Annotated in this window: 18 protein-coding genes, 1 tRNA gene and 1 CRISPR repeat array; of the genes, 10 read left to right on the forward strand and 9 right to left on the reverse strand. The window is 51.5% G+C overall.

Annotation, left to right across the window (positions count from 1 at the left end):
- The first annotated feature begins 18 nt into the window (after window positions 1-18).
- From cas4 to E3E33_RS09600, 5 genes are read left to right on the forward strand one after another with little or no spacing between them, the layout of a single operon-like run.
- A complete protein-coding gene (gene cas4 / locus E3E33_RS09580) occupies window positions 19-531 on the forward strand; it encodes a CRISPR-associated protein Cas4 (RefSeq protein WP_167711998.1) in 513 nt (170 codons plus the stop codon).
- Window positions 532-591: 60 nt separating this feature from the next.
- A complete protein-coding gene (locus E3E33_RS09585; protein ID WP_167711997.1) occupies window positions 592-819 on the forward strand; it encodes an AbrB/MazE/SpoVT family DNA-binding domain-containing protein in 228 nt (75 codons plus the stop codon).
- Window positions 807-1,223, forward strand: a complete 417-nt coding sequence (locus E3E33_RS09590; protein ID WP_167711996.1) for a PIN domain-containing protein — start codon at window positions 807-809, stop codon at window positions 1,221-1,223. Before E3E33_RS09585 ends, E3E33_RS09590 begins: the two co-directional genes overlap by 13 nt.
- 4 nt (window positions 1,224-1,227) lie before the next feature.
- Entirely contained in the window at window positions 1,228-2,208 is a 981-nt protein-coding gene (cas1b, locus tag E3E33_RS09595) for a type I-B CRISPR-associated endonuclease Cas1b (protein WP_167711995.1), read from the forward strand.
- 10 nt (window positions 2,209-2,218) lie between these two features.
- Entirely contained in the window at window positions 2,219-2,887 is a 669-nt protein-coding gene (locus tag E3E33_RS09600; protein WP_167711994.1) for a nuclease, read from the forward strand.
- On the opposite strand, the gene cas2 is transcribed toward E3E33_RS09600, so the two are convergent.
- Together cas2 and E3E33_RS09610 are read right to left on the reverse strand one after the other, a co-directional pair.
- On the reverse strand, window positions 2,880-3,137 hold the full coding sequence (gene cas2, locus E3E33_RS09605; RefSeq protein WP_012571277.1) for a CRISPR-associated endonuclease Cas2: 258 nt from the start codon (window positions 3,135-3,137) through the stop codon (window positions 2,880-2,882). The two genes, E3E33_RS09600 and cas2, sit on opposite strands and share 8 nt — an antisense overlap.
- Window positions 3,138-3,657: 520 nt before the next feature.
- Window positions 3,658-4,967: direct repeats of the CRISPR family, unit length 30 nt; unit sequence GTTGCAATAAGACTCTAGGAGAATTGAAAG.
- Between the two features lie 151 nt (window positions 4,968-5,118).
- Window positions 5,119-5,799 carry a thioredoxin family protein gene (locus E3E33_RS09610; protein WP_012571276.1) on the reverse strand — a complete coding sequence of 227 codons (681 nt, stop codon included), beginning with the start codon at window positions 5,797-5,799 and terminating at the stop codon, window positions 5,119-5,121.
- Between the two features lie 135 nt (window positions 5,800-5,934).
- Here E3E33_RS09610 and E3E33_RS09615 point away from each other — a divergent pair, with 135 nt between their 5' ends.
- Genes E3E33_RS09615 through E3E33_RS09625 form a run of 3 tightly spaced genes read left to right on the forward strand, consistent with a single transcriptional unit; the run spans window position 5,935 to window position 8,019 of the window.
- Window positions 5,935-6,645 (forward strand): helix-turn-helix domain-containing protein, encoded by a 711-nt coding sequence (locus E3E33_RS09615; protein WP_012571275.1) that lies wholly within the window; start codon window positions 5,935-5,937, stop codon window positions 6,643-6,645.
- Window positions 6,629-6,832, forward strand: coding sequence for a DUF362 domain-containing protein (locus E3E33_RS09620; RefSeq protein WP_012571274.1), 204 nt, complete (start codon window positions 6,629-6,631; stop codon window positions 6,830-6,832). The genes E3E33_RS09615 and E3E33_RS09620 overlap by 17 nt, the downstream gene beginning before the upstream one ends.
- A 5-nt stretch (window positions 6,833-6,837) precedes the next feature.
- Window positions 6,838-8,019 (forward strand): geranylgeranyl reductase family protein, encoded by a 1,182-nt coding sequence (locus tag E3E33_RS09625; RefSeq protein ID WP_370519852.1) that lies wholly within the window; start codon window positions 6,838-6,840, stop codon window positions 8,017-8,019.
- On the opposite strand, the gene E3E33_RS09630 is transcribed toward E3E33_RS09625, so the two are convergent.
- The 7 genes from E3E33_RS09630 to E3E33_RS09660 all read right to left on the reverse strand — a co-directional run bounded on the left by E3E33_RS09630 (window position 8,020) and on the right by E3E33_RS09660 (window position 19,824).
- Window positions 8,020-10,173: a DNA topoisomerase I gene (locus tag E3E33_RS09630; RefSeq protein ID WP_167711962.1), complete on the reverse strand. Its 2,154-nt coding sequence runs from the start codon at window positions 10,171-10,173 to the stop codon at window positions 8,020-8,022.
- A gap of 467 nt (window positions 10,174-10,640) precedes the next feature.
- Window positions 10,641-10,728, reverse strand: a tRNA-Leu gene (locus tag E3E33_RS09635).
- A 92-nt stretch (window positions 10,729-10,820) separates the two neighbouring features.
- Window positions 10,821-11,489 (reverse strand): uracil phosphoribosyltransferase, encoded by a 669-nt coding sequence (gene upp, locus E3E33_RS09640; protein WP_012571271.1) that lies wholly within the window; start codon window positions 11,487-11,489, stop codon window positions 10,821-10,823.
- 223 nt (window positions 11,490-11,712) lie between these two features.
- Complete coding sequence (locus tag E3E33_RS09645; RefSeq protein ID WP_167711969.1) at window positions 11,713-13,137, reverse strand: MATE family efflux transporter; 1,425 nt, start codon at window positions 13,135-13,137, stop codon at window positions 11,713-11,715.
- A 39-nt stretch (window positions 13,138-13,176) separates the two neighbouring features.
- Window positions 13,177-14,562, reverse strand: coding sequence for an MATE family efflux transporter (locus E3E33_RS09650; protein WP_167711968.1), 1,386 nt, complete (start codon window positions 14,560-14,562; stop codon window positions 13,177-13,179).
- A gap of 157 nt (window positions 14,563-14,719) precedes the next feature.
- A complete protein-coding gene (ppsA, locus tag E3E33_RS09655; protein ID WP_012571268.1) occupies window positions 14,720-17,068 on the reverse strand; it encodes a phosphoenolpyruvate synthase in 2,349 nt (782 codons plus the stop codon).
- A gap of 290 nt (window positions 17,069-17,358) precedes the next feature.
- Window positions 17,359-19,824 carry a glycosyltransferase family 39 protein gene (locus E3E33_RS09660; protein ID WP_167711961.1) on the reverse strand — a complete coding sequence of 822 codons (2,466 nt, stop codon included), beginning with the start codon at window positions 19,822-19,824 and terminating at the stop codon, window positions 17,359-17,361.
- A gap of 57 nt (window positions 19,825-19,881) precedes the next feature.
- Between E3E33_RS09660 and E3E33_RS09665 the strand changes: the two genes are divergently transcribed.
- Window positions 19,882-20,919, forward strand: coding sequence for a hypothetical protein (locus E3E33_RS09665; protein ID WP_167711960.1), 1,038 nt, complete (start codon window positions 19,882-19,884; stop codon window positions 20,917-20,919).
- A gap of 242 nt (window positions 20,920-21,161) precedes the next feature.
- Window positions 21,162-23,913 (forward strand): S8 family serine peptidase (locus E3E33_RS09670; RefSeq protein ID WP_167731680.1); only part of this gene is annotated, 2,752 nt, incomplete at its 3' end.

The raw sequence follows: 23,913 nt of genomic DNA on the forward strand, positions 1-23,913 counted from the left end.
TTCTTTGGAGGCCGTCCTATGCCCCCTGAATATCCCCACGACGAACTCCTCATCCGCGGCACCGAGATAAACTACCTCTTCATCTGCCCCACCAAGCTCTGGTACTTCGCTAAGGGCATCACGATGGAGCAGGAGAGTGAGTGGGTTGACCTTGGTAAATTCCTCCACGAGCGGCGCTATGGCAGCGAGGAGAAGGAAGTTCAGATTGGGAGCATAAAGATAGACTTCATCCGCAGGGGCAACATCATAGAAGTCCATGAGGTCAAAAAAAGCAAATCCATGGAGAAAGCTCACGAGATGCAGGCGCTGTACTACCTTTATTACCTCAAGCAGCACGGCATCAAAGCGAAGGCGGTTCTCCACTACCCGCAACTTAGGGAGACGAAGGAGGTAACACTCGAGGGCCGCGAGAAAGAAGTCGAGGGGGCAATCAGGGAAGTTGAGAGGATAAAATCACTTCCGAGACCTCCAGAGCCAGCGAAGACCAGGAAGTGCAAGAAGTGCGCGTATTATGAGCTGTGCTGGGTCTGAGGCGATAGTAGAAACTCTAATATAGTAGGATATTAAAAGTACTACTGGAGGAGTGATACTATGCCGGTGACTAAAGTGACCCGAAACTACCAGATAACGCTTCCCGCGGAGATTAGGAAGGCGCTTGGGATTAAGGAGGGGGAGTTGCTTGAGGTGGAGCTCGAAGGAGAGAGGATAGTGATAAAACGCTTCAAAAGAGAACGCCCGACCCTCAAACTCGGCAGACCGATCACCCCAGAGGAAATCGAAAAAGCCATCGAGGAGGGCATGGAGGAATGCATGCAGTGATTGATACCAACGTTTTGATTTATGATACCTTCTCGGATAATCCCTTTCATGAGAATGCCCGAGGACTTCTGGAGTCGCTTGACAGATGGTACATTCCCGCGCTTGTACTCCAAGAGTATCTCTGGTTCTTCAAGAAGGAGAAGAAGCCCCTTCAGACCGCCAAGGAAATGATCGAATGGTACGTTTCTGACCCGAGATTCCGGGGCCTGGAGATGAGCCACGAAATCATAATGCAAGCCCTCAAGATACTTTGGGACTACAACCGCTCCTTAAGCCACATCAACGATGCTATAATTCTTTCCCATGCTGTTTTAAAGGAGTTTCCACTCGCCACTTTTGATATCAAACTAAGAAAGCTGGCCCAAAAGGTTGGTGTCAAAGTTTTACCTGCAGACAAAGGGTGATCCCATGAGAAAGCGCTCCATCACCCTGCTCTCCGATGGGACCCTCTTCCGGAAGGAGAACACCCTATACTTTGAGAGCGGGGGCGAGAAAAAGCCCTTCGCCGTTGAGGGCATCTACGACATCTACATCTACGGCCACGTGAACATAACATCCCAGGCTCTGCATTTCCTCGCTCAGAAAGGAATAGCCGTCCACTTCTTCAACCACTACGGCTACTACGACGGGAGCTTTTACCCGAAGGAGAAGCTTCACTCGGGCGACCTGGTTATCAGGCAGGCAGAGCACTACCTCGACGAGGAGAAGAGGCTTAAGCTGGCAAAGCTCTTCGTCATCGGTAGTGCCAGGAACATGGAGCGCAACCTGAAGCGCTGGAAGGTCGGGGGAGACTTCCCCAAGTTGCTGTCTGAACTCTTGGAGGAGCTGGAAGAGGCCAGGAAGATAACCGACGTCATGAACGTCGAGGCGAGGATAAGGCAGGAGTACTACGCCCGCTGGGACGAACACCTGCCCGATGGCTTCAAAATAGTGAAGCGCACGAGGAGGCCGCCTCAGAACGAGATGAACGCACTGATAAACTTCCTGAACTCAAGGCTCTACGCGACTATAGTGAGCGAGCTCTATAACACCCAGTTAGTTCCAACCGTGAGCTACCTCCATGAACCGGGAGAGCGCCGCTTCTCACTGGCACTCGATCTGAGCGAGATATTCAAGCCGGCGATAGTTGACAGGATAGCCAACCGTCTCATCAAGCAGGGAATCATCAGGAAGGAACACTTCCGGGAGGGGCTGAACGGCATCCTGCTCACCAAGGAGGGCATGAGGAAGGTCGTGGAGGTTTACAACAAGGAGATGAGAACCAGCGTGAAGCATCCGAAGCTGAAGAAGAACGTAACAAAGCAGCGTTTGATCAGGCTCGAGGCTTACAAGCTGATAAGACATCTCGTGGGCATTGCTGAATACGAGCCGCTGGTAGCGTGGTTCTGAGGTGGATGAGATGGGGTATCCCGAAGAGATTGAGGAGTTTAACGAGAGGATTCGGAACGCGATAGTGGGAAAGACCCCTGAGCGGAAGATATGGGTGACATCTCTAAGCTACTGCCTGAGAAAGGCTGCACTTTCCATCTACCTGGGCACATTCAAGTACGAGAGGACGGGCGAAATGCTCGTGGGGAGTGTTCTCCATGAATGGCTCGGCAATGCGCTCAGTAGCGAAGACATAGAGTTTGAGGTTACCGTTGAGTATCCCCTAGAGGACGGATGGAAGCTCGTAGGCAGGGTGGACGCAGTAAAGGGGAATTATCCACTTGAGTTCAAGTTCAAAGGATTCAACGGAGAGGACGAGAGCAGTCCAAAGACACCGGACGAGATGAACGAACCCCCAAAGCTTGCAAAGGAGCAGCTCAACGCATATCTTAACATGATGGACAAGAAACTGGGCTACATCTATGTCTTTGACCGAAATGGTCTAAGCTTCAAGCCGTTCCCCGTAGAAAGGGACAAAAAGGCCTTTCAAAGGATACTCAGAAGGGCCAAGGCGGTTATTGAAGGTGTGAGGCAGCTCGAATCCGGCAGTTTCCCAGAGTGGATAAAGCCCCGCTACGGAAAGCGGGAATGTGGAGGATGCCTCTTTAGACCCATATGTGAGGCCGTTGAGTCTAAATGATGTCCTCCAGAGGGTTCTTTTCCATTCCCAGCACTTCCCTTTTTGGCATCGAACGGAGCTTGTAAATGACCACGGAGTCTTCGTCTTCATCAATCAGATCGAGCAGACCGGCTTTTATGCGCTCGAACTCGGCGAGGGTTACCTCACCCTCGAAGACGCTGTTCTGAACCCAGTGGAGATGCCGGCGTAGGAACTTCTTGACTTTGTTCACCCGTTCAACGGCCACATCGTAGACGATGACCACGTACATGGGCCCACCTAAAAGAAATACTGAATAAGGTCTTTTAGGGATTTTGGAAGGCAGTATCAAGTTTGGAGGGGCACATTTTGGAACTGGCGTACTCTGAGGATTTAAAAGGAAAAACATGGCACTGTCGTCGGATGGGAAGTCTTTAGTAACATAAAGTAATTATAAAACTTAATGTTGCATCAAAGACATTTGATGTAACGAAATTTTTTCTAAAAGTTAAGATGAAACTTCATGGGCCTCCAAAAAGTCAGCAACCTGTTTAAACTCGGCGTTTTTATAACCCAAAGGGTCGAATTGCTCGTTAAGTCAATCACAGCGATCTCTATCCTCTGGAACTTACAATGATTACTACACACAACACCAGAAAGACGTCTTGGAGCTTTCTATTCTCCAATTGATCATTTTAATCCGGAGATTTCCACGGCCATATAGATACGCATTAGCAGACCTCCGGAGAAAGGCTTATAAAAACTAAGCTCTCATAATCTTTTGTTAGGCAGAAGAAGGAAAAAGCCGCCCTGTTGCAATAAGACTCTAGGAGAATTGAAAGAAAGCATATCTTCCATACCCATAGTGCCGACCTCCTGTTGCAATAAGACTCTAGGAGAATTGAAAGAGCCCGTACTGTCTTTTTGGCTGGTCTATGAAGCGAGCGTTGCAATAAGACTCTAGGAGAATTGAAAGTGCTGCCAAGCAAGCAGAGGGTCGACCCTCTCCTCCTACGTTGCAATAAGACTCTAGGAGAATTGAAAGAGGCCTTGGAAAGGTACTTCAAGGTCAAGGAAGGTCCGTTGCAATAAGACTCTAGGAGAATTGAAAGATAGCGCTTTTTATCAACAAAAATCTGTGTTGTGCTCGTTGCAATAAGACTCTAGGAGAATTGAAAGAGGTAACCAAAGAGCAACGTGAGCGCTAGGCCGATGTGTTGCAATAAGACTCTAGGAGAATTGAAAGACGCTTCTGTTCCTTATCATAGTCTCCGAAATACATGTTGCAATAAGACTCTAGGAGAATTGAAAGCTAACAGGGCAATCGTCGTGCTGAATTTAGTCATTGTTGGTTGCAATAAGACTCTAGGAGAATTGAAAGCGAACAGGCCGCGCAGGGCGCCGCGCAGGCGAGCGGCGGTTGCAATAAGACTCTAGGAGAATTGAAAGTAGTTTATACTGTAAGGCAAAGCCCAGAAAGCGTTGATGTTGCAATAAGACTCTAGGAGAATTGAAAGTTTTTTCCCTTTCCCCATCACTCAACCCTCCTTAGCTGTTGCAATAAGACTCTAGGAGAATTGAAAGTGAAGTCAAACGTGCTGACGGCTCCGCCCGTGTTCTCGGTTGCAATAAGACTCTAGGAGAATTGAAAGGGACGGAAGTTATGCGGGCGGCGAACTATGGGCGTTATGTTGCAATAAGACTCTAGGAGAATTGAAAGATTGGTTCTGAACTGGCGCAAGGTGGCGCTCGGCGTCGTTGCAATAAGACTCTAGGAGAATTGAAAGCGCAGAGGACGTGTCCCTCCCTCGCTATCACTAGAGGTTGCAATAAGACTCTAGGAGAATTGAAAGTTGCACTGTCCTTCACACTCATTGCTGCGGTCGTGCGGGTTGCAATAAGACTCTAGGAGAATTGAAAGGAACATGACAAAGCTCTACACGCTCGACAACGGCTCGGTTGCAATAAGACTCTAGGAGAATTGAAAGGTCTAACGGTTTCCCTCATTTTGCCCCTCAACCTATGGTTGCAATAAGACTCTAGGAGAATTGAAAGTTCAATCTCTGCGAGCTTTTTGTATATCCAAACTACCGTTGCAATAAGACTCTAGGAGAATTCTAGAAGTTCTTCTGGGAAGGAATTAATTACATAATTCTACAATAAATCAATAATCTAATTGTGCAAAGATAGATCTGGAGGGAAATCGCAGCAAATTAGCGTTAAGTGGAAGGCACTATGAAACCCAAAGAAACAGAAAAGGAACAAAATCGCCCTCACTCGAGGGCAGCCAAAAGCTTCTCCATGAACATCTTCTCCGGGTAAGCTCCCTCGAACTGAACCTTGTCCTCGCCGTCCACCTGGATGACGATCTTCGGGACGGCCATGACACTGTACTGGTCAGCCCATTCCGGATACTCGATGGCCTCAACCATGTCTCCCCTGATCTTGCCCTTGCCGGCGTTGGTGTTCTCGATGGCGAACTTGTGGGCCATCCTGACCGCGAGCGGGCAGTATGGGCAGGTCGGGGTGACGAAGACGAGTATCCTGACGTCCCTGTCGACCTTGGCAAGCTCCTCCTTCGTATCAGGCATGAGGTCAGTCTGGGCGTTGCTGACATCGACGATGTCCTCAAGGAAGGCACCGAACTCGTGGCCGGCAGGAAGGCCGAAGAACCTTACGCCCATGTCCTTGCCGTCCTGGGTTATGGTAATAGCCGGGGCGCGGTCGATACCATACTGCTCGGCGAGCTTCCTGCCATCCTCACTGTCGAAGTCATAGAACTCGTAGCTGAGCTTGTCGCTGAGCTCCGAGAGTTCCTGGACGAGCTGCTTCAGCTGGTCACAGTACTGGCAGTGATCCTTGCCGATGAATCCGATAATCTTGACTGGGTTCGTCATCTTGGAGAAGAACTCCTCCCTGATGACCTTCTTATCTCCATCGCTAATCAATCCCATTCTCAACACCTCCATAGCTAAAGGTTTATAACGCTTTGAGCACAATACCTGGTGAGGCTTAATCTCCAGGTTTGCAACCTAAGGTTGAATGTTCACTATATAAGCTTTGCGTCACAGATCTGGGTGGTGTGGGTCATGACTGAACCGGACATCTTTTACATATTAGGAAACAAGGTGAGGCGCGATCTGCTCAGCCATCTCACCTGTACGGAATGCTACTTTAGCTTCCTCAGCAGTAAAGTAAACGTTTCCTCAACGGCAGTTGCCAAGCACCTTAAAATCATGGAGCGCGAAGGCATACTCAAGTCCTACGAGAGGGAAGGCCCATTCATTGGACCCGCGAGGAAGTACTATGACATAGCCATATCCAGAACTTACGTCACCACGGTAACCCCCAACCTATTCTGGTACCGCGGCCTTGACCTGGGCGGATCTTTGATAGAAAAAGCCGAGATAGACCTCTCCCGCATACCCCTCGAACACGAAACACTCATCAGTATGGTCGCCTCATTCCTTGAGCTTACCGAAGAGCTCGAGAAGATTCTCCAGGCCCTTCAAGCAGTTGAGAGCAGAAGGGATAGGCTGATGAAGGAGATAAAAGAGCGCTACCTAGAGGAAATCGGCGACATGACTCAAATGGCGATACTCCATTACTTACTCCTCAACGGTGAGGCCACTATCGAAGGCCTGAGCGACAGGCTGAACCTCAAGGAGAGGGAAGTCATCGCCAAAGCCCAAGAGCTGGACAAGTTTATACCGTTAAGAATAAAAGACGGAATCGTCAAAATCGACGAGGAAAGGCTCAAACAAAAGCTTGGCGGTGTCGAAGATGCCGGAGAAGATTAAAGTCGTCGTTAACGAAGACAGGTGCTACCTCTGCGGCGGCTGTGCAGGCGTCTGCCCAACGCTGGCCATAAAAGTAGGCTCCTCAAGGTGGGAGTTCTTCCAAGACAAGTGCATATCCTGCCGCATATGCATCAACGCCTGCCCGGTTGGCGCCCTAACCGCTGAACCCCTGGGGGTGTCCGAATGACCGAGATGAAGTACGATGTAGTGGTTGTCGGCGCAGGAATCGCCGGCCCAATCGTCGCGAGAAACGTTGCTAAAGCTGGCTTTTCCGTCCTGCTCATCGATAAGAAGTCCGCGATAGGCACTCCAAAGCAGTGCGCCGAGGGAATCAGCAAGACGGTCTTTGAGAAGTACGACATACCCTACGACAGACGCTTCATCAACCGTGAAATTTACGGTGCCAAACTCTACTCCCCAAGCGGCTACGAGCTCGAGCTCAGATACAAGGAAGTCAGCGGTGTAATCCTCGAGAGGAAGGTCTTTGACAAAATGCTTGCTTATTACGCCGCCAAAGCTGGGGCCGACGTCCTGGCTAGAACTGAGGCAATGGATGTCATAAGAAAGGACGGAAAGATAGCAGGAATAAAGGCCAAGCACGAGGACGAGCCCATTGAGATTTATGCTGATATCATCGTTGCTGCCGATGGCGTGGAGAGTACCATAGCGAGGAAGGCCGGCATAAACACCTACGCTCCGCCGCACGAGTTCGATTCTAGCTACGAGTACGAGATGCTCATCGAGGGCTTTGACCCTGACCTAATCCACCTCTGGTTCGGGAACGAGATAGCGCCGAGGGGCTACGTCTGGGTCTTCCCCAAGGATGAGGATAGAGCCAACGTCGGAATAGGCATAAACTCCGACAATCCCCGGACGGCCAAGTACTACCTCGACAAATGGCTGAAGGAGAACAATATCCCCGCCAAAAAGCTCCTGGAGGTAAACGTCGGCGTCGTTCCGGTTGGCGGCTTCGTCAAAGAGCTCGCCAAGGACAACGTTATCGTTGTCGGCGACGCAGCAAGGCAGGTCAACCCCATGCACGGAGGCGGAATGGCCGAGGCAATGGAAGCCGGAACCATAGCCAGCAAGTGGATAGTCAAGGCTCTGGAAGAGGAAAACCCGGAACTTCTCAAGAACTACACGACCGAATGGTGGGAGACCGACGGAAAGAGGCTTGAGAAGGTCCTAAGGGTCAGGCGCGTCACGGAGAAGCTCACCGACGAAGACCTTGACCTCTTCATCCAGATACTCAGTGGTGCGGATGCCGAAAAGATAGCCAGCGGCGACTATGGAGAGGTTGTAAAGGCCCTCCTCAAGCACCCCAAGGTGCTCATGAGCAAGAGGAGGCTGAGCCTCCTAAAGGAGTTGCTCTAATCACTTCTTTCCCTTCTTCCAGTCCTTGCAGTTCATATCCAGGCAAATCTCATATTCCCTGCCCTTTTCGCGGATTTTGACAACAGGGGCACCATCACAGCAGGTCTTGTTCGTTGGGATTATCCGCCCGCGCTGGAGGAGTGGGTACGTAACGTTGCACTTCGGCCAGTTCGAGCAGCCAACGAATCTCTTCCCCGTCTTTCTGTTGTAGCGGACGACCAAATCGCCGCCACATTTGGGGCATTTGCCAACGACAAGGGGCGTCTTTTCTCCCTTTTCAATGGTCTTCTTCACCTCTTTTTCCTCGGTCTCACTGAGTTCCTTCACCGTCCCAGCGCGCTTGGCATTTTCCTTGCTCGTTGTTACACCGGTGCCCGTAGTTTCCATGAGGGCCTTTCCGATGTCCAGCTCCTTTTCTTTGAACTGCTGAAGAATCTTGATGAGCTGCTCCTTGCTCTCTTCTATAACCCTGTCTTTATCGGCCTTGCCAGCCATTATCTCATCCATCTTCTCTTCGAAGGCCCTTGTCAGCTCGACGCTCACTATGTCCGGGACGTTCCGCTCCAAGGCCTCGACGACTCGCATGCCAAGGGGAGTTACCTTTATCTTCTTCTTACCCTCGATGTAGCCCCTACTGTAGAGCGTTTCGAGTATCTGAGCTCTCGTTGCCTTGGTTCCGATTCCGAGGTCCTCCATCCTCTTGATTACGGCTGCGGGAGAGTATCTCGCCGGCGGCTTGGTTTTCTTCTTCTCACGCTTTATCTGGAGGACCTTAACAGGCTCGCCCTCCTTAAAGGCGGGCAGGATAGCCTCATCAAACTTGACATACTTTCCATAAACCTTGAGCCACCCTTCCTTAATCGTTCTGGCTCCGCTCAGAATGAAGCGGTGACCGTTTGAGTTTATAATGACCTTCATTATCTCCCTAACGGCCGGCTCCATAAAGAGAGCCAAAAAGCGCCTCACGATTAGGTCGTAGAGATTGGCCTCGTCTTTAGTCAGCTCTCCCGGCTTTGGAAGCTCGCCTGTAGGGTAAATGGCAGGATGGGCTGGGTCGTCCTTCTTGCCTTCGACAGGTTTGAGCCTCTCCTTACCCAGAAGCTCATGGGCAAAGGGCTTGTACTCCGGAAGCTTAGCCAGGTTCTGGAGTATGGAGCGGAAGTTGAGGTTCTTTGGGAGTTTCTGCGAGCTTGTCCTTGGATAGCTCGTTAATCCGCGCTCATACAGCTTCTGTGCGAGCTCTAATGTCTTTTTAGGTGAGTATCCAAAGGCTGAATATGCTTCCCTCTGGAGCGTTCCGAGGTCGAAGGGAACCGGAGGATGTCTGTTCTGCTGCTTCACATCAACCTTCTCGACGAAGGCCGGCCCCTTCTTGGCCTCTTCAACGATGCGCTTGGCCTCATTTTCATCAAGGATGCGCTCCTTTTCGTAAACGGCCGTGTACTGCTGGCCGTTCTTCTCTAAAACCATTTTAATGACCCAGTATGGCGTGGGTTTGAAGTTCTGGATCTCCTTCTCCCTGTCCACGAGGAACTTAAGAGTGGGCCCCTGGACTCTACCGGTGCTCAGAACCATCCACTTGCCACTGGCGCGCTTTATCGCAGAGGTTAGGGCGCGAGAGAGGTTCACTCCCCAGTACCAGTCGAGGACATGGCGTGCTATTCCCGCATCGGCCATTCCAAAGTTTATGGTCGATTCCAGGTTGTACCAGGCCTTTAGGAGGTCCTTCTTCGTTAAGGCGGAGAACTTCATGCGCTTGGCCTTTGAGGGGTCAACGCCGCAGGCGTATTTGAGGGCTGTATAGCCGATAACCTCACCCTCGGTATCGTAGTCGCAGGCAACTACAAACTCGTCGGCGCGTTTGGCTAGAGTTGCCAGAGCCTTGATGTAGTCTTTAGCGTAACTCTTGCCCTTCTCGGCAACATAGACAGGAACCCATTCAATATCAAAGACCGGATAACCGTAAGTCTTCGTCTTTGGGGCGAGCGAGAAGAGGTGGCCAACTGCCGGAGCTACGATTATTCTCTTCCCGTCGCGCGTGAACTCATAGTAAGGAACCTTACCGATGGTCTTCCTGACCGGCCTACCCTCTGCCAGGGCATAGGCTATCTTTCTCGCGACGTTAGGCTTCTCGGCGATAATGAGCGTGACCATGACGACACCTCTACTCCCTACGGGACGGCCGTATAAAAATTCTGCGGAACAAGCTTTGATGGGCAAAGTTAATCAAAAAGTTAACCCCTTGAGAACAAGCACTTTTAGGACTGTACTCAAGTTTCCCGTCAACGCTTCATGGGAAGCGAAGCTTCCCGACATGTTGAGACTGCGTCTCAACATGCGCCAGCAAGCGAACTTCGCTCTGCAAAGTCTGATCAAGTGGTAAACTCCCCCAATCGGCTGAAGGAGTTTGCATGTCATCTTAAGACTGCAAGTTCAACGAGGGTTTAACAAGGAACAAGCAAGTTAGGCGGTTTATCCTCTCTCAACGCCAATTCAGGCGTTATTTTGAAGTAAACACTGAGAAACTGACAACTTAATGAGTAAACTCACTTAAGAACCAGCCATTCTGGAACCCACATGCGAACCCCGATCAAATCTCGCGAAGGTGGAGTTTGTTAGAATGGTGCGGGGGCGGGGATTTGAACCCCGGAACCCCTGCGGGAGTGGATCTTGAGTCCACCGCCTTTGACCAGGCTCGGCAACCCCCGCGTCTACGGGTCAAAAGGAATAACCAGGCGCGAACTTATAAATTTAACGTAGGTCGTGCATCTTGGGAAATCGAAAAAGGAAAGAAACGCATCTCAGACCTTAATCGGCGCCCCAAATGCTCTGTCTCCAGCATCGCCAAGGCCCGGCAGGATGTAGCCTTTTTCGTTGAGCTCCCTGTCTATCGCCGCGACGAACATCTCCACGTCGGGGTGAGCTTCCTTTATCCTGCTTATTCCCTCTGGAGCGGCCAGGACGCCGACGATGACGTAGCGCTTAGCCTTTCCGTACTTCTTGACCTCGTCGAGAACCTTAATCAGCGTCGAGCCTGTCGCTATCATAGGGTCGGCTATGATGACTGTGTCTTTCTCAGTTATTTGGGGCACCTTGACGTATTTCATCTCTATTTCGAACTTCGGAGCCTTGCCGCGGGAGGCTGAGACAATGCCCACGCGGGCGTGGTCGAGAACCTTAATGAGTCCCTCCATAAGAGGTATTGCTGCCCTCAGAACGGTTATTATGACAACGTTACGCCTGTCGGCAATGAGGATCCCGTCGGTCTCTTCGAGGGGCGTCTTTATCTTGATCCTCTCCGTCTCCATTGTCTTGGTTATCTCGTAGGCCATGTATCTGCCAAGCTTGACAAGACCCTTCCTGAAGGCTATCGGGCCTGTGTTCTCATCTCTCAGCTCAGTCAAAATCTCCATAATGAATGGGGAGTCCTCAAAAGAGTAGACACCTTCCCAGCGTTCGTCCCTGATCATGCCATCACCAAAAGGGGGTTGGGGAGGGGGTTTATTAGTCTGACTCCTGATTTGAGCTGCTGATTTTACCCCCATGATTTTAGATTCGAATATTTACTTATAATTCGCAAGAAAGTTTAAAAAATTATCGGTTCTTACTCGTGAAGGCAGGAAACTTTTCACGAACATCTTTACTTAACGACTTTTCAGGCCCTACCCTTTGGGGGGGCAAAATAGGAGGGTATTACCATCTTTCAATGATCCTTTTCATCCATGTGCCCCGCACGAACCATATTAATGCAACACCTGCGGCTATAAAGTTGCTCAATCCCATGCCGAAGAAGACGCCCTTGCTGGTGAAGTCAAAGAACTCGGCAAGGGGTATCGTGAGTCCGAGTATTGTTATCGCCGGTATATATCCAAAGGCGTAGCTAAGAGGTACTCTGAGCCCCCAGAGGCGCAGTATGCTCAGCGTCATGCTTTTTTTGGTATGGCCGGCACTCCTAAAGACGTTGGTCACGACGACAAAGATGCCATTGAAAAATGGGACTGAGATGAGGAAGTACTTGAGCACTATCTCACTCTCTGCTATAACGGCTGGATCATTGAGGAAGATGCGGAAAATATCCTCCCGGAAGATCCCTATCAGGAGGACTGAAAGCGAGGCTATCGCGAAGTTCACCATCATTGTCCTCTCGGCTATCTTTTTGGCCCTCTCGTACTGCTCCGCACCGACGTTCTGGGCGACCATTGTGCCCATTCCCATTCCTATTCCCCTTGCTATACTCGTGAGGACGTTCACTAGGCGAGTGGTGATTATATAGGCAGCGTAAGCTACATCGCCGAAGCCAAATATAATCCTCGTCAAAACTACGAAGCCAAAATTATTTGCCGACTGCCCGACACTCGAGGGTAGTCCTATGCGGAATATCTTGCCGTAGAACTCCAGATTGGGCTTGAGGCTTTCAAGTGTCAGGTGAACCCCAACCCTACCGCTGAAGAGGAGGTACGCCCCGATGAGTGAGCCAACGCTGTTGGCCGTTATCGTTGCCAGAGCGGCTCCCTTTATTCCCATCTCCGGAAGGCCGAGCCAGCCGAAGATAAGTATCGGATCAAGAATTACGTTTATGGCAACCGTTAAAAGATTGAGCTTCATTGGCGTTTTGGTGTCACCAACCGCCCTCAGGAGGAAGCTGAAGGCGAAGCTGGTGAATGCAAAGGGTATGCCGAGGAAGATTATTCGGGTGTAGGCCAGGGCGTAGGGATAGACGCTCTCCGAGACCTTCATGAAATGAAGCGCATAGGGGGTCACGAAGTAGCCGAATACGCCAACGATTGTCGCAAATATGAGGACAAGGGAGTAAAGCGAGCCAGCTGCATTGTTGGCCCTGTCGTATCTTCCGGCCCCAACGTACTGGCCTACCAGAGCAAAGCCGGCAGTTGCAAAGCCCATGCCTAAAGCCATGAGAGTCCCTATCATTGGCCATGCCGTTCCAGGAGCTGAAAGTTCTGCCCTACCAAGGCGTCCTAACCAGAAGGTATCCGTGAGGTTGTAAAGAACCTGCACTAAGTTGTTGATTATTAGGGGAAATGAGAGCGCAAAAAGCGTCTTCTCGATGGGCCCTTGGAGTATCTCCTCGCGCATTTTCTGAACTTTCTTGCCCCCCATGTTCAATCAGACCGCAATCGAAACGTTGATATAAAAGGGTTATGGTGCTTTTTCTATTATTTTTCTCATCCAGCTTCCCTGGAGGAACCAAGCGAAGGCAAACAGCGCGCTGAGGATGTTGCTTAGCCCCATACCGAGCCAGACTCCAATGGTGTCATTCAGGAACAGCCCGAGACCGTAAGCGAGAGGAATTCTCAGGATCCAGAGCCTTATCATGCCAAGCACCATGGCCTTCTTAGTGTGGCCAGCGCTCTGAAAGACGTTGCTTACCGCGGAGAGTATGCCGAAGAAGGGCAGCGAGACCGCGAAGTACTTCACGAACTTAACGCTCTCCGCTAAAACTTCTGGGTCCTTTAGGAAGAAGCCGAATATCTGCGGCCTGAAAATTATGACTATGGCCGTTCCAGCACTCAGGATTATGAAGTTGATGAGCATCGCTTTTTCGGCTATCTTCTTGGCCCTCTCGTACTTCTCTGCCCCAACGTTCTGACCTACCATCGTACCCATGGCCTGGCTTATGCCGTTGGCAAAGGCGAACATGAAGTTGATCAGCCTGTTGGCTATGCTGTACGTTGCGAAGGCTACAGTTCCATAACCGTATATAATCCTTGTAAGCACAACAAAGCCTAGAGCATCCGTGGAGAAACCAACGCTTGATGGAATGCCCACCCTGAAGATACGCTTGTAGAAGTCCCAGTTCGGCTTCAGGTTTTCCAGCGTTAGGTGGATTCCAACCTTGCCTGTGAAGAGCAGGTAGCCGCCTATGAGCGAGCCGATGCTGTTTGAGACCATCGTAGCCACAGCCGCTCCGACGACGCCCAGCTCCGGAAAGCCAAGCCAGCCGAAGATTAGAAACGGGTCTAGGACTATGTTAAGAAAGACCGTGAATGCGTTTATCTTCATTGGCGTCTTGGTGTCTCCTATAGCCCTCAGGAGGAAGTTGAAAGCGAAGAGCGTAAAAGAGAAAGGTATTCCGATGAAGACTATCCTCGTGTAGCTTAGGGCATAGTCATAAACCTCAGGCGTGACGTTCATGAAATCCATCGCCAGAGGCGCTATCAGAACACCGACGACCGCTACAATAGCGGAGAATATCATCATGAGGGAGTAGAGGGAGCCTGCCGCCCTGTTTGCTTCGTCGTACCTCTTGGCTCCCACGTACTGGCTCACGAAGGCGAAGCCTGCTATTGCAAAGCCCATCCCTATGCTCATAAAGAACCACACGAGGGGCCACGCGGTCCCCGGTGCGGAGAGCTCTTCCCTGCCGAGCTTGCCGAGCCAGAAGGTATCCGTGAGGTTGTAAAGAACCTGCACTAAGTTGTTGATTATGAGCGGGGAAGCTAACTTGATGAGGGTCTTCTCCACGTGTCCCTCGACGATTTGCTGCCTCATCGCATCTATTTTGTCCCTTTTGTCGCCATCCATGTCAATCAAACGGGTGTCGAAACGCTAATATAAAAGCCTTGCTGTGGATAAAGAATCCATCTCTGTTTTTCAGAAAACTGGAGAATGCTTAAGTCACGGAAGATAGAAATCAAAGGGGATAGAAAAGAAGGAAGCGCAGAGCGCTGCTTGAAGAGGTTCACTCGAAGAGCCTCTTCCTGGCGGCCTCAAGCATGAGCTTCTGCTCTTCCCTGGCGACGGTCTTCCTGACGAGCTCGACAGCATCTGGGTTGGCGCTGACGCTGTCGATGCCCATCCTGACGAGGAGCTTGACCATCTTCGGGTCGCTGCCGGCCTGGCCACAGATGCTGGTCTCAACGCCGTATTTCTTGCAGGTCTTTATGACGTTCTCGATGAGCTTGAGAACGGCCGGGTGCTTCTCGTCGTAGAGCTTGAAGACGCGCTCGTTGTCCCTGTCGATGGCGAGGGTGTACTGGGTGAGGTCGTTGGTACCGAAGCTGACGAAGTCAAGGCCCTCCTTGATGAGGTCCTCGATGATGAGGGCTGAAGCCGGGGTCTCGATCATGACGCCCCACTCGACGTCCTTGTGCGGAATGAGGCCAACCTCCATGGCTATCTCCTTGGCCTTCCTTATCTGCTCTGGGTGGCTGACGAGCGGGAGCATGACACCGATGTTGTCGTAGCCCTCGTCAACGAGCCTCTTGATGGCCTTGAACTCGGCCTTAAGGAGCTCAGGCTGGTCGAGACCGCGCCTGATGCCTCTCCAGCCAAGCATCGGGTTCCTCTCTTCTGGCTCGTCCTCGCCACCTGGGAGCTCGCGGAACTCGTTGGTCGGAGCGTCAAGGGTTCTGTACCAGACCCTCCTCGGGTAGAAGGCCTCAACGACCTTCCTGATGCCCTCGACGAGCTTCTCAACGAGCTCTTCCTCCCTGCCCTCCTTGATGAACTTGATCGGGTGGGCACCGATGCCGAGGATCATGTGCTCGGCCCTGAGGAGGCCAACTCCGTCGGCGCCGGTGGCGGCGGCCCTCTCGGCCACTTCCGGCATGGAGACGTTGACCTTGACCTCGGTGGCGGTGATGAGTGGAGCACCGGCAACGACGACCTTACCCTCGGCCTTCTCTTCTTCGCTCTTAACGAGGCTCTTGACTATGCCCTCGTAGACGACACCCCTGGTACCGTCGACGGTAACGAGCATGCCGTCCTTGAGGACCTTGGTGGCCTCCTTGGTACCGACGACGGCTGGGATGCCAAGCTCCCTACTAACGATGGCGGCGTGGCATGTTCTTCCGCCCTCGTCGGTGACGATAGCGCTGGCCCTCTTCATGGCCGGAACCATGTCCGGGTTGGTCATGGTGGTGACGAGGACATCGCCTTCTTTGACCTTGTCTATGTCATTCGCGTCGAAGATGACGACAACCTTACCGGCACCAATGCCCGGTGAGGCTCCAAGACCCTTGAGGAGAACCTTCATCTCCTCGGTCATCTCGGCCTCCTCCGCCTTAACCTCCTCCTTAAGGGTCGTAATCGGCCTGGACTGGACGATGTAGAGCTTGCCGTCGTCCTTGTCGTAGGCCCACTCGATATCCTGCGGCCAGCCATAGTGCTCCTCGATCCTGGCACCGATCTTGGCGACCTCGAGTATCTGCTCGTCGGTGAGGACCTGCTTCTCGACGTACTCTGGACCGAGATACTCGGCGGTCTTAACGGTGACGGTTCCCTTGCCGGTCTCGGGGTTCTTGACAATCATTATCTCCTTCTTGGCGATGTACTTCTCCTTAATCTTCCAGGTACCCTTCTCAACGATGTATTCGTCCGGAGAAACGGCACCGCTGACGACGGCCTCACCGAGGCCCCAAGCGGCGTTGATCATGATCTCGCTCCTGTCGTTGGTGACCGGGTTGGCAGTGAACATGACACCGCTGGTCTCGCTGTTGACCATCTTCTGGACGACGGCGCTAAGGTAGACCTTGCTGTGGTCAAAGCCCTGCTTGGCCCTGTAGAAGGTGGCCCTTGCAGTCCAGAGGCTGGCCCAGCAGCGCTTGACCTTGTCGAGAACGTCGTCCTCGCCGTAGACGTCGAGGTAGGTCTCCTGCTGGCCGGCGAAGGAAGCCTCTGGGAGGTCCTCAGCGGTGGCAGAAGAGCGGACGGCAACGTAAACGGCGTCCTTGTTGAAGCGCTGGCTGAGCTTCTTGTAGGCGTCAACAATCTCCTTGGCTATCTCCGCGGGCATCTCCATGGAGATGATCTTCTCCCTTATCTTAGCGGTGTTCTCCTGGAGCTGCTTGGAGTCATCAACGTTGGTTTGGGTGATGATGTCCAGAATCCACTCCTGAAGGGTTCTACCATCCTCAACGCGGACGTTCTCAACAAAGTACTTGTAGGCCTCAGCAGTAACACAGAACCCGGGTGGAACCGGAATACCTGCGTTGGTAAGTTCACCAAGGTTTGCACCCTTTCCACCGACAAGGGCAACGTCCTTCTTTCCAAGCTCCTCAAACCACTTTATAAACTTGTATTCGCTCATACAAATCCCTCCACAGTTGTTTACTGCGGGTGATATATAGAAAGTCTATATTTAAAATTAACTATCCAGTGATGTTCGGTGGCGTACAGAAATGATAGAAACTCCAAATGTACGCATTGGATGGATAAAGGCACCATAATTCTTTATTCCTTTTTGCGGAGCTCACGAAGTTTTTTCTGAAAATGTTTCTTGAATTTTTATATTTTTCGCCCATTCCCACAAATCTCCTAATGCGACAATACCATTTGTAATTGCCGAGCACAATAAACAGAGAAGAAACTAAGGAATATTTAATTAAATTTAATCAACGAATGAAGCTCTAGCAGTTCGTTTAGCATCCCTATGGCTTTATCCCAGCCGTAGGCGTAACTGAAGTGGCGGTACATAGTTAAAACGGCGTCTAGTGGGTGAACTTCCCTGTTGGGATCAAAGGTGTTGAAGATGAACTGTATCGTCCTGTTTTCATCCTCGGTGAATCCAGCGACGTGGTATATATAGGCCATTTGAGCGTAGGTGGCGCGAGAGTAGGCGTACTCAAACTTCTCAGCCTTTAGCTTTCCACTCTCTTCCTGCTGATCCCTCAGCCACTCCGCGGCCTTCTTTATCGACTCGAGAACTGTCTCATTGCCCGTCAGTTGATAGTACCTAGCGAGGCCTGAGGCTATCGCCACGGTCGTTCCCACGTTATCGTTCCAGCTGCCCCCCCTCTTCTGCTCTTTAAGTATCCCCTCAAGCACGTTTTTCTCAGTGGTCTCGTTGAGTATTCCCAGCTCCTTGTAGAGAGGAAGTAACATGGCGTTGACGACAAGTGACCCCTTCTCGTCCTTCGGCGTCGTCATGAAGTAGTCTTCCATCTCCCGGCTCTCGAGGAGCTCAATTGACTTCTCTTTACCATCGAAATTAATGTCCCTCAGGGGTTCAAGGGTGTACGCCGTGTAGAGCGTGAAATCATTCGGTGGAACGCCCCACGGGAAGGCTCCGTTGTCCATCTGCTTGTAAGAGAGCCATTGTAGGAGCCAGTCGGTGCGTTCCTTGAATGCCGTATCTCCCGTCTTCTCGTAAAGCTTCGTGTAGAGCTCCACCATCCAAGCGTTGAGGTTGAAGTAGGCCTTGTAGCGGTCATCGAAGTCAGCGTAGTTGTAGCCAGTCCAGAACTTTTCCAGGAAGTTCACGAGAGGCTCATAGGTTCCGGTGTAGTTCAGCGGGAAGGGATCCACCGGCTTCAGTTCAGGCTCCGGAATGAAGCTGTATACCTGGGCGTTGCCGTTGCAGAACTCCAGCTTGAAGTGGGTATCATAGGGGGCGTACTCCATGAGGCCATACTTGATAAGGCCGTAGCTCAGTCTTGTCCTGTCCACGAAGATGTAGCTCACGTTGTATTTCTTCATGAGGAAATAGACACGCTCCCTCTGATTGGAGCTGAACATCACAACGTGGTCGTTGTACGCCCGGCTCGCTTCCATTGCTGTTGGCGCCTCACCAAAGAAGCCCTGGTAGACCTTTTTCCAGATGACAACATCCTTCCTATGGGTGTTGCCTATGATGAGATATCCCATGTCCCACCAGACGAGTATGGTGGCGTTCTCGGGGGTGTTGTCGATAACCCACTGATAGGCCTCCTTGTCGCTAATGGTCGGTGGGTTGATGTAATTGAAGGCACCGTAGGTTCCCTGGGCGAAAGGAACGAGGAGCATCAATATGATAACTGCCGTTGCGAAGCTCTTCTTTGCTGTGATCTTCCTGATCCAGCCCGCTCCGAATCCCCGGACATCCTCAAAGGATTTCCTGAGGAGTAATGCCATCCTTGGGAATACTTCGTCCATTAGGAAATCGGTGGCCATGGCAGCGAGAGGTATCGTCGCGTAGGGGTCACGGAAGCGGAAGGAGATACCGCCGGCGAGCATAAATGCCCAGGCCCAAAGGGCAAAGCCCCTCCTTATGGGATCCTTTTCGAGGTAATATCTCGTTCCGAGAGCGCCAAATACGAGCTGGATGATCCCTATCCACTTGAAGTAGCCCAAGAAGCTGACTTCCGTCTTCTGCAGCCTCAGGAAGAAGTCTGCAACAAGGGAGTTAATGAACTCGACCTGGAGGTATGCTATGTACGCCAGAACTAGCAGGGCGAGGAAGTAGTGGAGGTTCCTCTTTACCGTTGGCCACAGGTACGAGAAAACTATCAGTGCGGCCGCCATCATGAAGAATATCCATCCCCTGTGGGTGAGCATGTACACCCCAAGCAGAACGCCGAGGACTATCAGATACTTGAGACGCCTGGTCTTCAGGAACTTTATCAGGAACAGCAGGCTGAAGGAGAACATTGCCAGTCCGAGGTTCTCAGGGATGTAGAGCCCAGTCCTGTATATGAAGTTCGGAGCGAAAGCTAAAAGCGCCGTCGCAAGGAGTGCGCGCTTTCTATCTTCCATGAGCCCTTTAAAGGCGAGATAGAAGCCAAACACAGCTATGGTGCCGTAGATGGGCGGGAGTATGAAGAATATGTAATCCGAGGGGAACAGCTTATACACTGCTGCTCCGATGATGTGGAAGAGCGGTGGGTAGCTGTAGGCCCTCAGACCGAGAAGGGATGGGATATCTTTTGATATCGCACTTAATCCCTGCTCGGCGAGCCTCAGTGTTATGTCTCTGTGAAGGTACTCGTCGTAGGTCGCCAGCAGAAGAGTCCTGTGAGGTATCAGCCTGATGATAAAAGACGCGACGAGGAGCAGTGGAAGGTAACGCTTTTCAGTCCCAGTTTTCATCTCACCGGCACCCCTCAAACCTTTTAAGCTCTCCCTTTAACATTAGTTGGTGGTAAAGTGAGGGGGTTAAAAATCTTTAGCCTCGCCTTTTTCAGTTATCTCCTCATCTCCCTCTATTCCAACTACTTTGACGGCGAGTTGAGGGAGCTAATTTATGCTAAGGGCCTTTCTCCCTCAATGCTACTGTTAGGCGTGGTTTATGCTCTGGCGTTCTTTGCAGTATTTGCCCTCGGATATTCAACCAGATTCAAGGTAAATCCTTGGTTCTACGCTCTGGGAATATTCGTGCTCTCATTCCTTGAATATCCCCTCGGCCCGCTGTTGGCCACCTTGCTCATTGTGGCTTATTGTCTCCGTATCAATGTGTACAACAGATTTGCAGTTCATGCCTTGGTCATTGCCCTTCTTATCCCGATTGGTCTTTATCTGGTCGTGGGTGTTCCTCTATTTGAAAAACACCTGAGGTATGAGCTGGTTGGACCACTTGTCTTTTCTGCGCTTTTGGGAGCCCTCAGTATTGTGTATACAGACACCAGCACCAAAGTGAAGACTCTACTGTTCCTGATCTTTACCTTCATCTTCTTCCTCGGAACGTTCCGCTCCCTTATAGTGCTGATGTACCTCGCCTACGTCTTTGACCTGTACTCCCGCGGGATTTTCAGAGTTGATACAAAAACTCTGGGAAGTGGTCTCCTCTTGGGCCTTTTGGTGATATGGCTCAGCGGTAGCATCGAAGCAATTCTGATTAGGATTGGTTTTACTTTCTTAGTGTTTCACAACTTGGTTCGTCTTTCCCTTCCGACTGGCATCTTCCATGGGAGTCTGCTATTCAGCGACAATCCGAGGCATATGATTGCAGGGCTCTTTGGGGCGAGCGGCAACTACACATATTTCTTTTTCGGACAGGCAATTGCCGATTTTGGATTTTTTGGACTTCTGGAGGCTTTTTTGTTAGGTTTCCTCCTGAGGGAGAGTGAGAAAAACACAAAAAGTTTTGCATTTGTGCTTGCCATTATGATATACGCCCTCGATCCTGGAATCGATGCCTTCCTGCTGATATTCCTTCTGGGGGCACTGCTGTTTCTAAAGGAGTAACCGGTGCCGTTCCTATCCGAGTCAAGGTGGATTCTAAGAAGGATGTCGGAGTCACATCGCTCTGTATAAGTATTAACTTTCTGTTCTACTGAGATTGACAAACTAGCATTCTAATGTTCAAAAAGAGTCACTGCTGGTGTTACCGGGATAGTAGAGGGGATATGGTTACTCCATAGAACGAAATATTTATATCCATGCGATTTTCACTGTATAGGTGAGCATTACGATTAGGAGGTGTTAGGATGAATAAAAAGGCTCTGAGCCTTTTAGTCGTGGTAGTGATGCTACTCTCTGCGATCCCAGCGGCAATATCAGTGCTAGCAGTAACGGCGACTCCAGTACAGCAGTCTGAGAGTCCCCAGCAGATCGCGGTGGAGAAGCCCAGCAATTTCATACCGGGGGAAGTCCTTCAGAAGGAAATCCAGAAGGTTCTGGAGAGCAGCGGTAAGACGGTGCGCCTCATAGTGGCACCGGATAGGGATCACAGGACTGAGGTTTACAACGCCCTTAAGAGCCTTGGTAAGATTGACCCCATCAGCAAACCCGAGCTGCAGTTCATAGTTGTTGAAATGCCGGTTTCCAACGTTGAAAAGCTCGCTGAAATACCCGGAATACTCCACGTCTGGAAGGACGAGATGGTCAAGCTCGAGGAGCCCGTTGCCCCTGAGGCCGGGGCAGGAGATGTTTCTCCAGATGCCAGCTTCCCCGCTCACCCGGACATGTTCATGAGCATCTTCACGATTCACGCTTACGACACATGGGTTAATTACGGCGTCCTCGGAGACAATGTCACCGTTGCCGTTCTTGACACCGGAATTGACGTCGGCCACCCGTTCCTCCAGGTCACCCTCGATGGAAGGCCTAAGATTGTGAACATATACGACGCCAGTGACGAGGGGCTCGCGGAGATATACTACTCCAACAACACCACGTCCAGTAGCTACATAACAGTCGATAAGAACGTCACCCTGTTCTGGGGAGTTTATGCGCCGTACTACGGCCACGATGCATATTACACGAACTACACCATGGGAACCTATTACATCGGCAACATAACCGGCGACATGTACTATCTCGGGCTTCTTCCGGAGAGGTACTTTGACATGAACTTTGATGGTGACAGGGAAGACGTTTATCCGGTCCTCATCGTTGACAACAACGGCACTTACACAGCATACGTGGACACCAACATGAACAATAACTTTACTGATGATACTGGGGTTGGCCTCTATACTGAGACTGGCGAATACTTCACCTTCAACACCAGCCTCGTTAACGTTGCGTTTGCTGAGTTCGAGGCACCGTACTATGCAATGTTCATGTGGGACGCCCACGGACACGGAACCCACGTCAGCGGTACCGTTGCCGGCGTTGGCCTTCCAGACGACCCGCTTTTCGGCGGTGTGTATGGAGTTGCCCCCAACGCCCAGCTCATGGAGGTCAAGGTTCTTCCGGGTGAGTTTGGATTTGGAAGGACCAGCTGGATTATAAACGGAATGATATACGCCACCCTCAACGGTGCGGACGTCATAAGCATGTCTCTAGGCGGTGGAGGCGAGATAAACGACGGTATAGAGAGCCCGGAGAACTTCTACGTTAACCTGCTAACCGACTGGTACGGTGTTACATTTGCCATAGCCGCAGGAAACGAGGGCCCGACCACCAACACCGTCCACTCACCGGGTGACAGCGATCTCGCCATAACCGTCGGCAACTACGTGGACAACGAGAGGGAGTCCTTCTGGTACGGGGTTGATATGGGCATAATCTCCGGTCCAGCTATGAGCTCCAGCAGGGGACCGAGGGACGACGGTATGCTCGACCCCGACGTCATGGCTCCGGGTACCGACATATTCTCGAGCCTGCCGATGTGGTACACCGTCCTCTACGGCAACCCGTACAGGTACTACGGAATATGGAGCGGTACCTCGATGGCCACCCCGCATGTCAGCGGTGCCGTTGCCCTGATGATTAGCTACGCCAAGCAGCACAACCTGACCTATGATCCCATAATGATAAAGCGCGCCCTCGAACTCAGCGCCAAGCCCGTCAATGGGACCCTTATAGATCAGGGCTTCGGCCTCATACAGGTGGACAAGGCCATCGAGGAGCTCGAGAAGCTCAGCCAGGAGCCGACCACCTACATCTTCGCCGGAACCACCTACACTGGCTTCAAGAACCCGATAGGCGTTCCGATGATCCCGATATCACAGGCCTATGTGGACTTCAACGGCTACTTCCAGAACGCCTTTGGCTTCCCGTACCTTTACAGGGGAGTCTACATAAGGAACGAGTATCCGGGAAGCGTTCCGATATACTTCTCACCGCTCGTCTATGAGCCAGGTTGGGGACTCTGGTACGTCTTCGAGAACAAGACCTACAGGATAAGCACCAACGTTAATTGGATCATTCCCAACACCACAGAGGTCACGATCAACGGCGCCAGTGCTCAGAGCATAGACGACCTCATAGGACAGTTCTCAATTAACATCGACTACTCCAAGCTCCAGAAGAGTGGAACCTACGTTGGACTCGTTTACATCGACGACCCCGACACCAGCTACATCGACGGCTACATAGCTGTCACCGTCGACATTCCGGTGAACCCGAACGGTGAAAGCTATGCCAAGCTCTCCGACACCGAGAAGCCTGGAGAAGCCAAGCACTACTTCGTTAAGGTTCCGCGCGGCACCAAGGATCTCCGCGTCACCCTCCGCATCGCAACCGACGCCGAGGGCAACCCGATTGGCAGAACGACCCTTCTCATCGCTAGGCCACTCGGTGAGGTCGTTGCTGCCTATGTCCCAGACTACTACTACGTCGGAGCCAACCCTGCCGGAAACGTCTACGAGTACACCTGGGTCATTCCCAACCCGGTCGAGGGCACCTGGGAGATAACTGCCTACTCTAGTATATTCACCAAGTACCTCAGCGGCTACGACACTTCCCAGTACGAGATTGAGGTCAGCCTGACCTCAGTTTCCATCGAGCCTG

Source organism: Thermococcus sp. GR5, assembly GCF_012027535.1.
GTDB classification, from domain to species: Archaea; Methanobacteriota_B; Thermococci; order Thermococcales; family Thermococcaceae; genus Thermococcus; species Thermococcus onnurineus.

Excerpts from the sequence above, each read along its gene's own strand:
- E3E33_RS09620 (WP_012571274.1), top strand. The coding sequence starts at position 6,629 with ATGCCGGAGAAGATTAAAGTCGTCGTTAACGAAGACAGGTGCTACCTC.
- cas1b (WP_167711995.1), top strand. The coding sequence starts at position 1,228 with ATGAGAAAGCGCTCCATCACCCTGCTCTCCGATGGGACCCTCTTCCGG.
- E3E33_RS09615 (WP_012571275.1), top strand. The coding sequence starts at position 5,935 with ATGACTGAACCGGACATCTTTTACATATTAGGAAACAAGGTGAGGCGC.
- cas2 (WP_012571277.1), bottom strand. The coding sequence starts at position 3,137 with ATGTACGTGGTCATCGTCTACGATGTGGCCGTTGAACGGGTGAACAAA.
- E3E33_RS09645 (WP_167711969.1), bottom strand. The coding sequence starts at position 13,137 with ATGGGGGGCAAGAAAGTTCAGAAAATGCGCGAGGAGATACTCCAAGGG.
- E3E33_RS09625 (WP_370519852.1), top strand. The coding sequence starts at position 6,838 with ATGAAGTACGATGTAGTGGTTGTCGGCGCAGGAATCGCCGGCCCAATC.
- E3E33_RS09600 (WP_167711994.1), top strand. The coding sequence starts at position 2,219 with ATGGGGTATCCCGAAGAGATTGAGGAGTTTAACGAGAGGATTCGGAAC.
- E3E33_RS09650 (WP_167711968.1), bottom strand. The coding sequence starts at position 14,562 with ATGGATGGCGACAAAAGGGACAAAATAGATGCGATGAGGCAGCAAATC.
- E3E33_RS09585 (WP_167711997.1), top strand. The coding sequence starts at position 592 with ATGCCGGTGACTAAAGTGACCCGAAACTACCAGATAACGCTTCCCGCG.
- E3E33_RS09610 (WP_012571276.1), bottom strand. The coding sequence starts at position 5,799 with ATGGGATTGATTAGCGATGGAGATAAGAAGGTCATCAGGGAGGAGTTC.
- cas4 (WP_167711998.1), top strand. The coding sequence starts at position 19 with ATGCCCCCTGAATATCCCCACGACGAACTCCTCATCCGCGGCACCGAG.
- E3E33_RS09630 (WP_167711962.1), bottom strand. The coding sequence starts at position 10,173 with ATGGTCACGCTCATTATCGCCGAGAAGCCTAACGTCGCGAGAAAGATA.
- E3E33_RS09660 (WP_167711961.1), bottom strand. The coding sequence starts at position 19,824 with ATGAAAACTGGGACTGAAAAGCGTTACCTTCCACTGCTCCTCGTCGCG.
- E3E33_RS09590 (WP_167711996.1), top strand. The coding sequence starts at position 807 with ATGCATGCAGTGATTGATACCAACGTTTTGATTTATGATACCTTCTCG.
- ppsA (WP_012571268.1), bottom strand. The coding sequence starts at position 17,068 with ATGAGCGAATACAAGTTTATAAAGTGGTTTGAGGAGCTTGGAAAGAAG.
- upp (WP_012571271.1), bottom strand. The coding sequence starts at position 11,489 with ATGATCAGGGACGAACGCTGGGAAGGTGTCTACTCTTTTGAGGACTCC.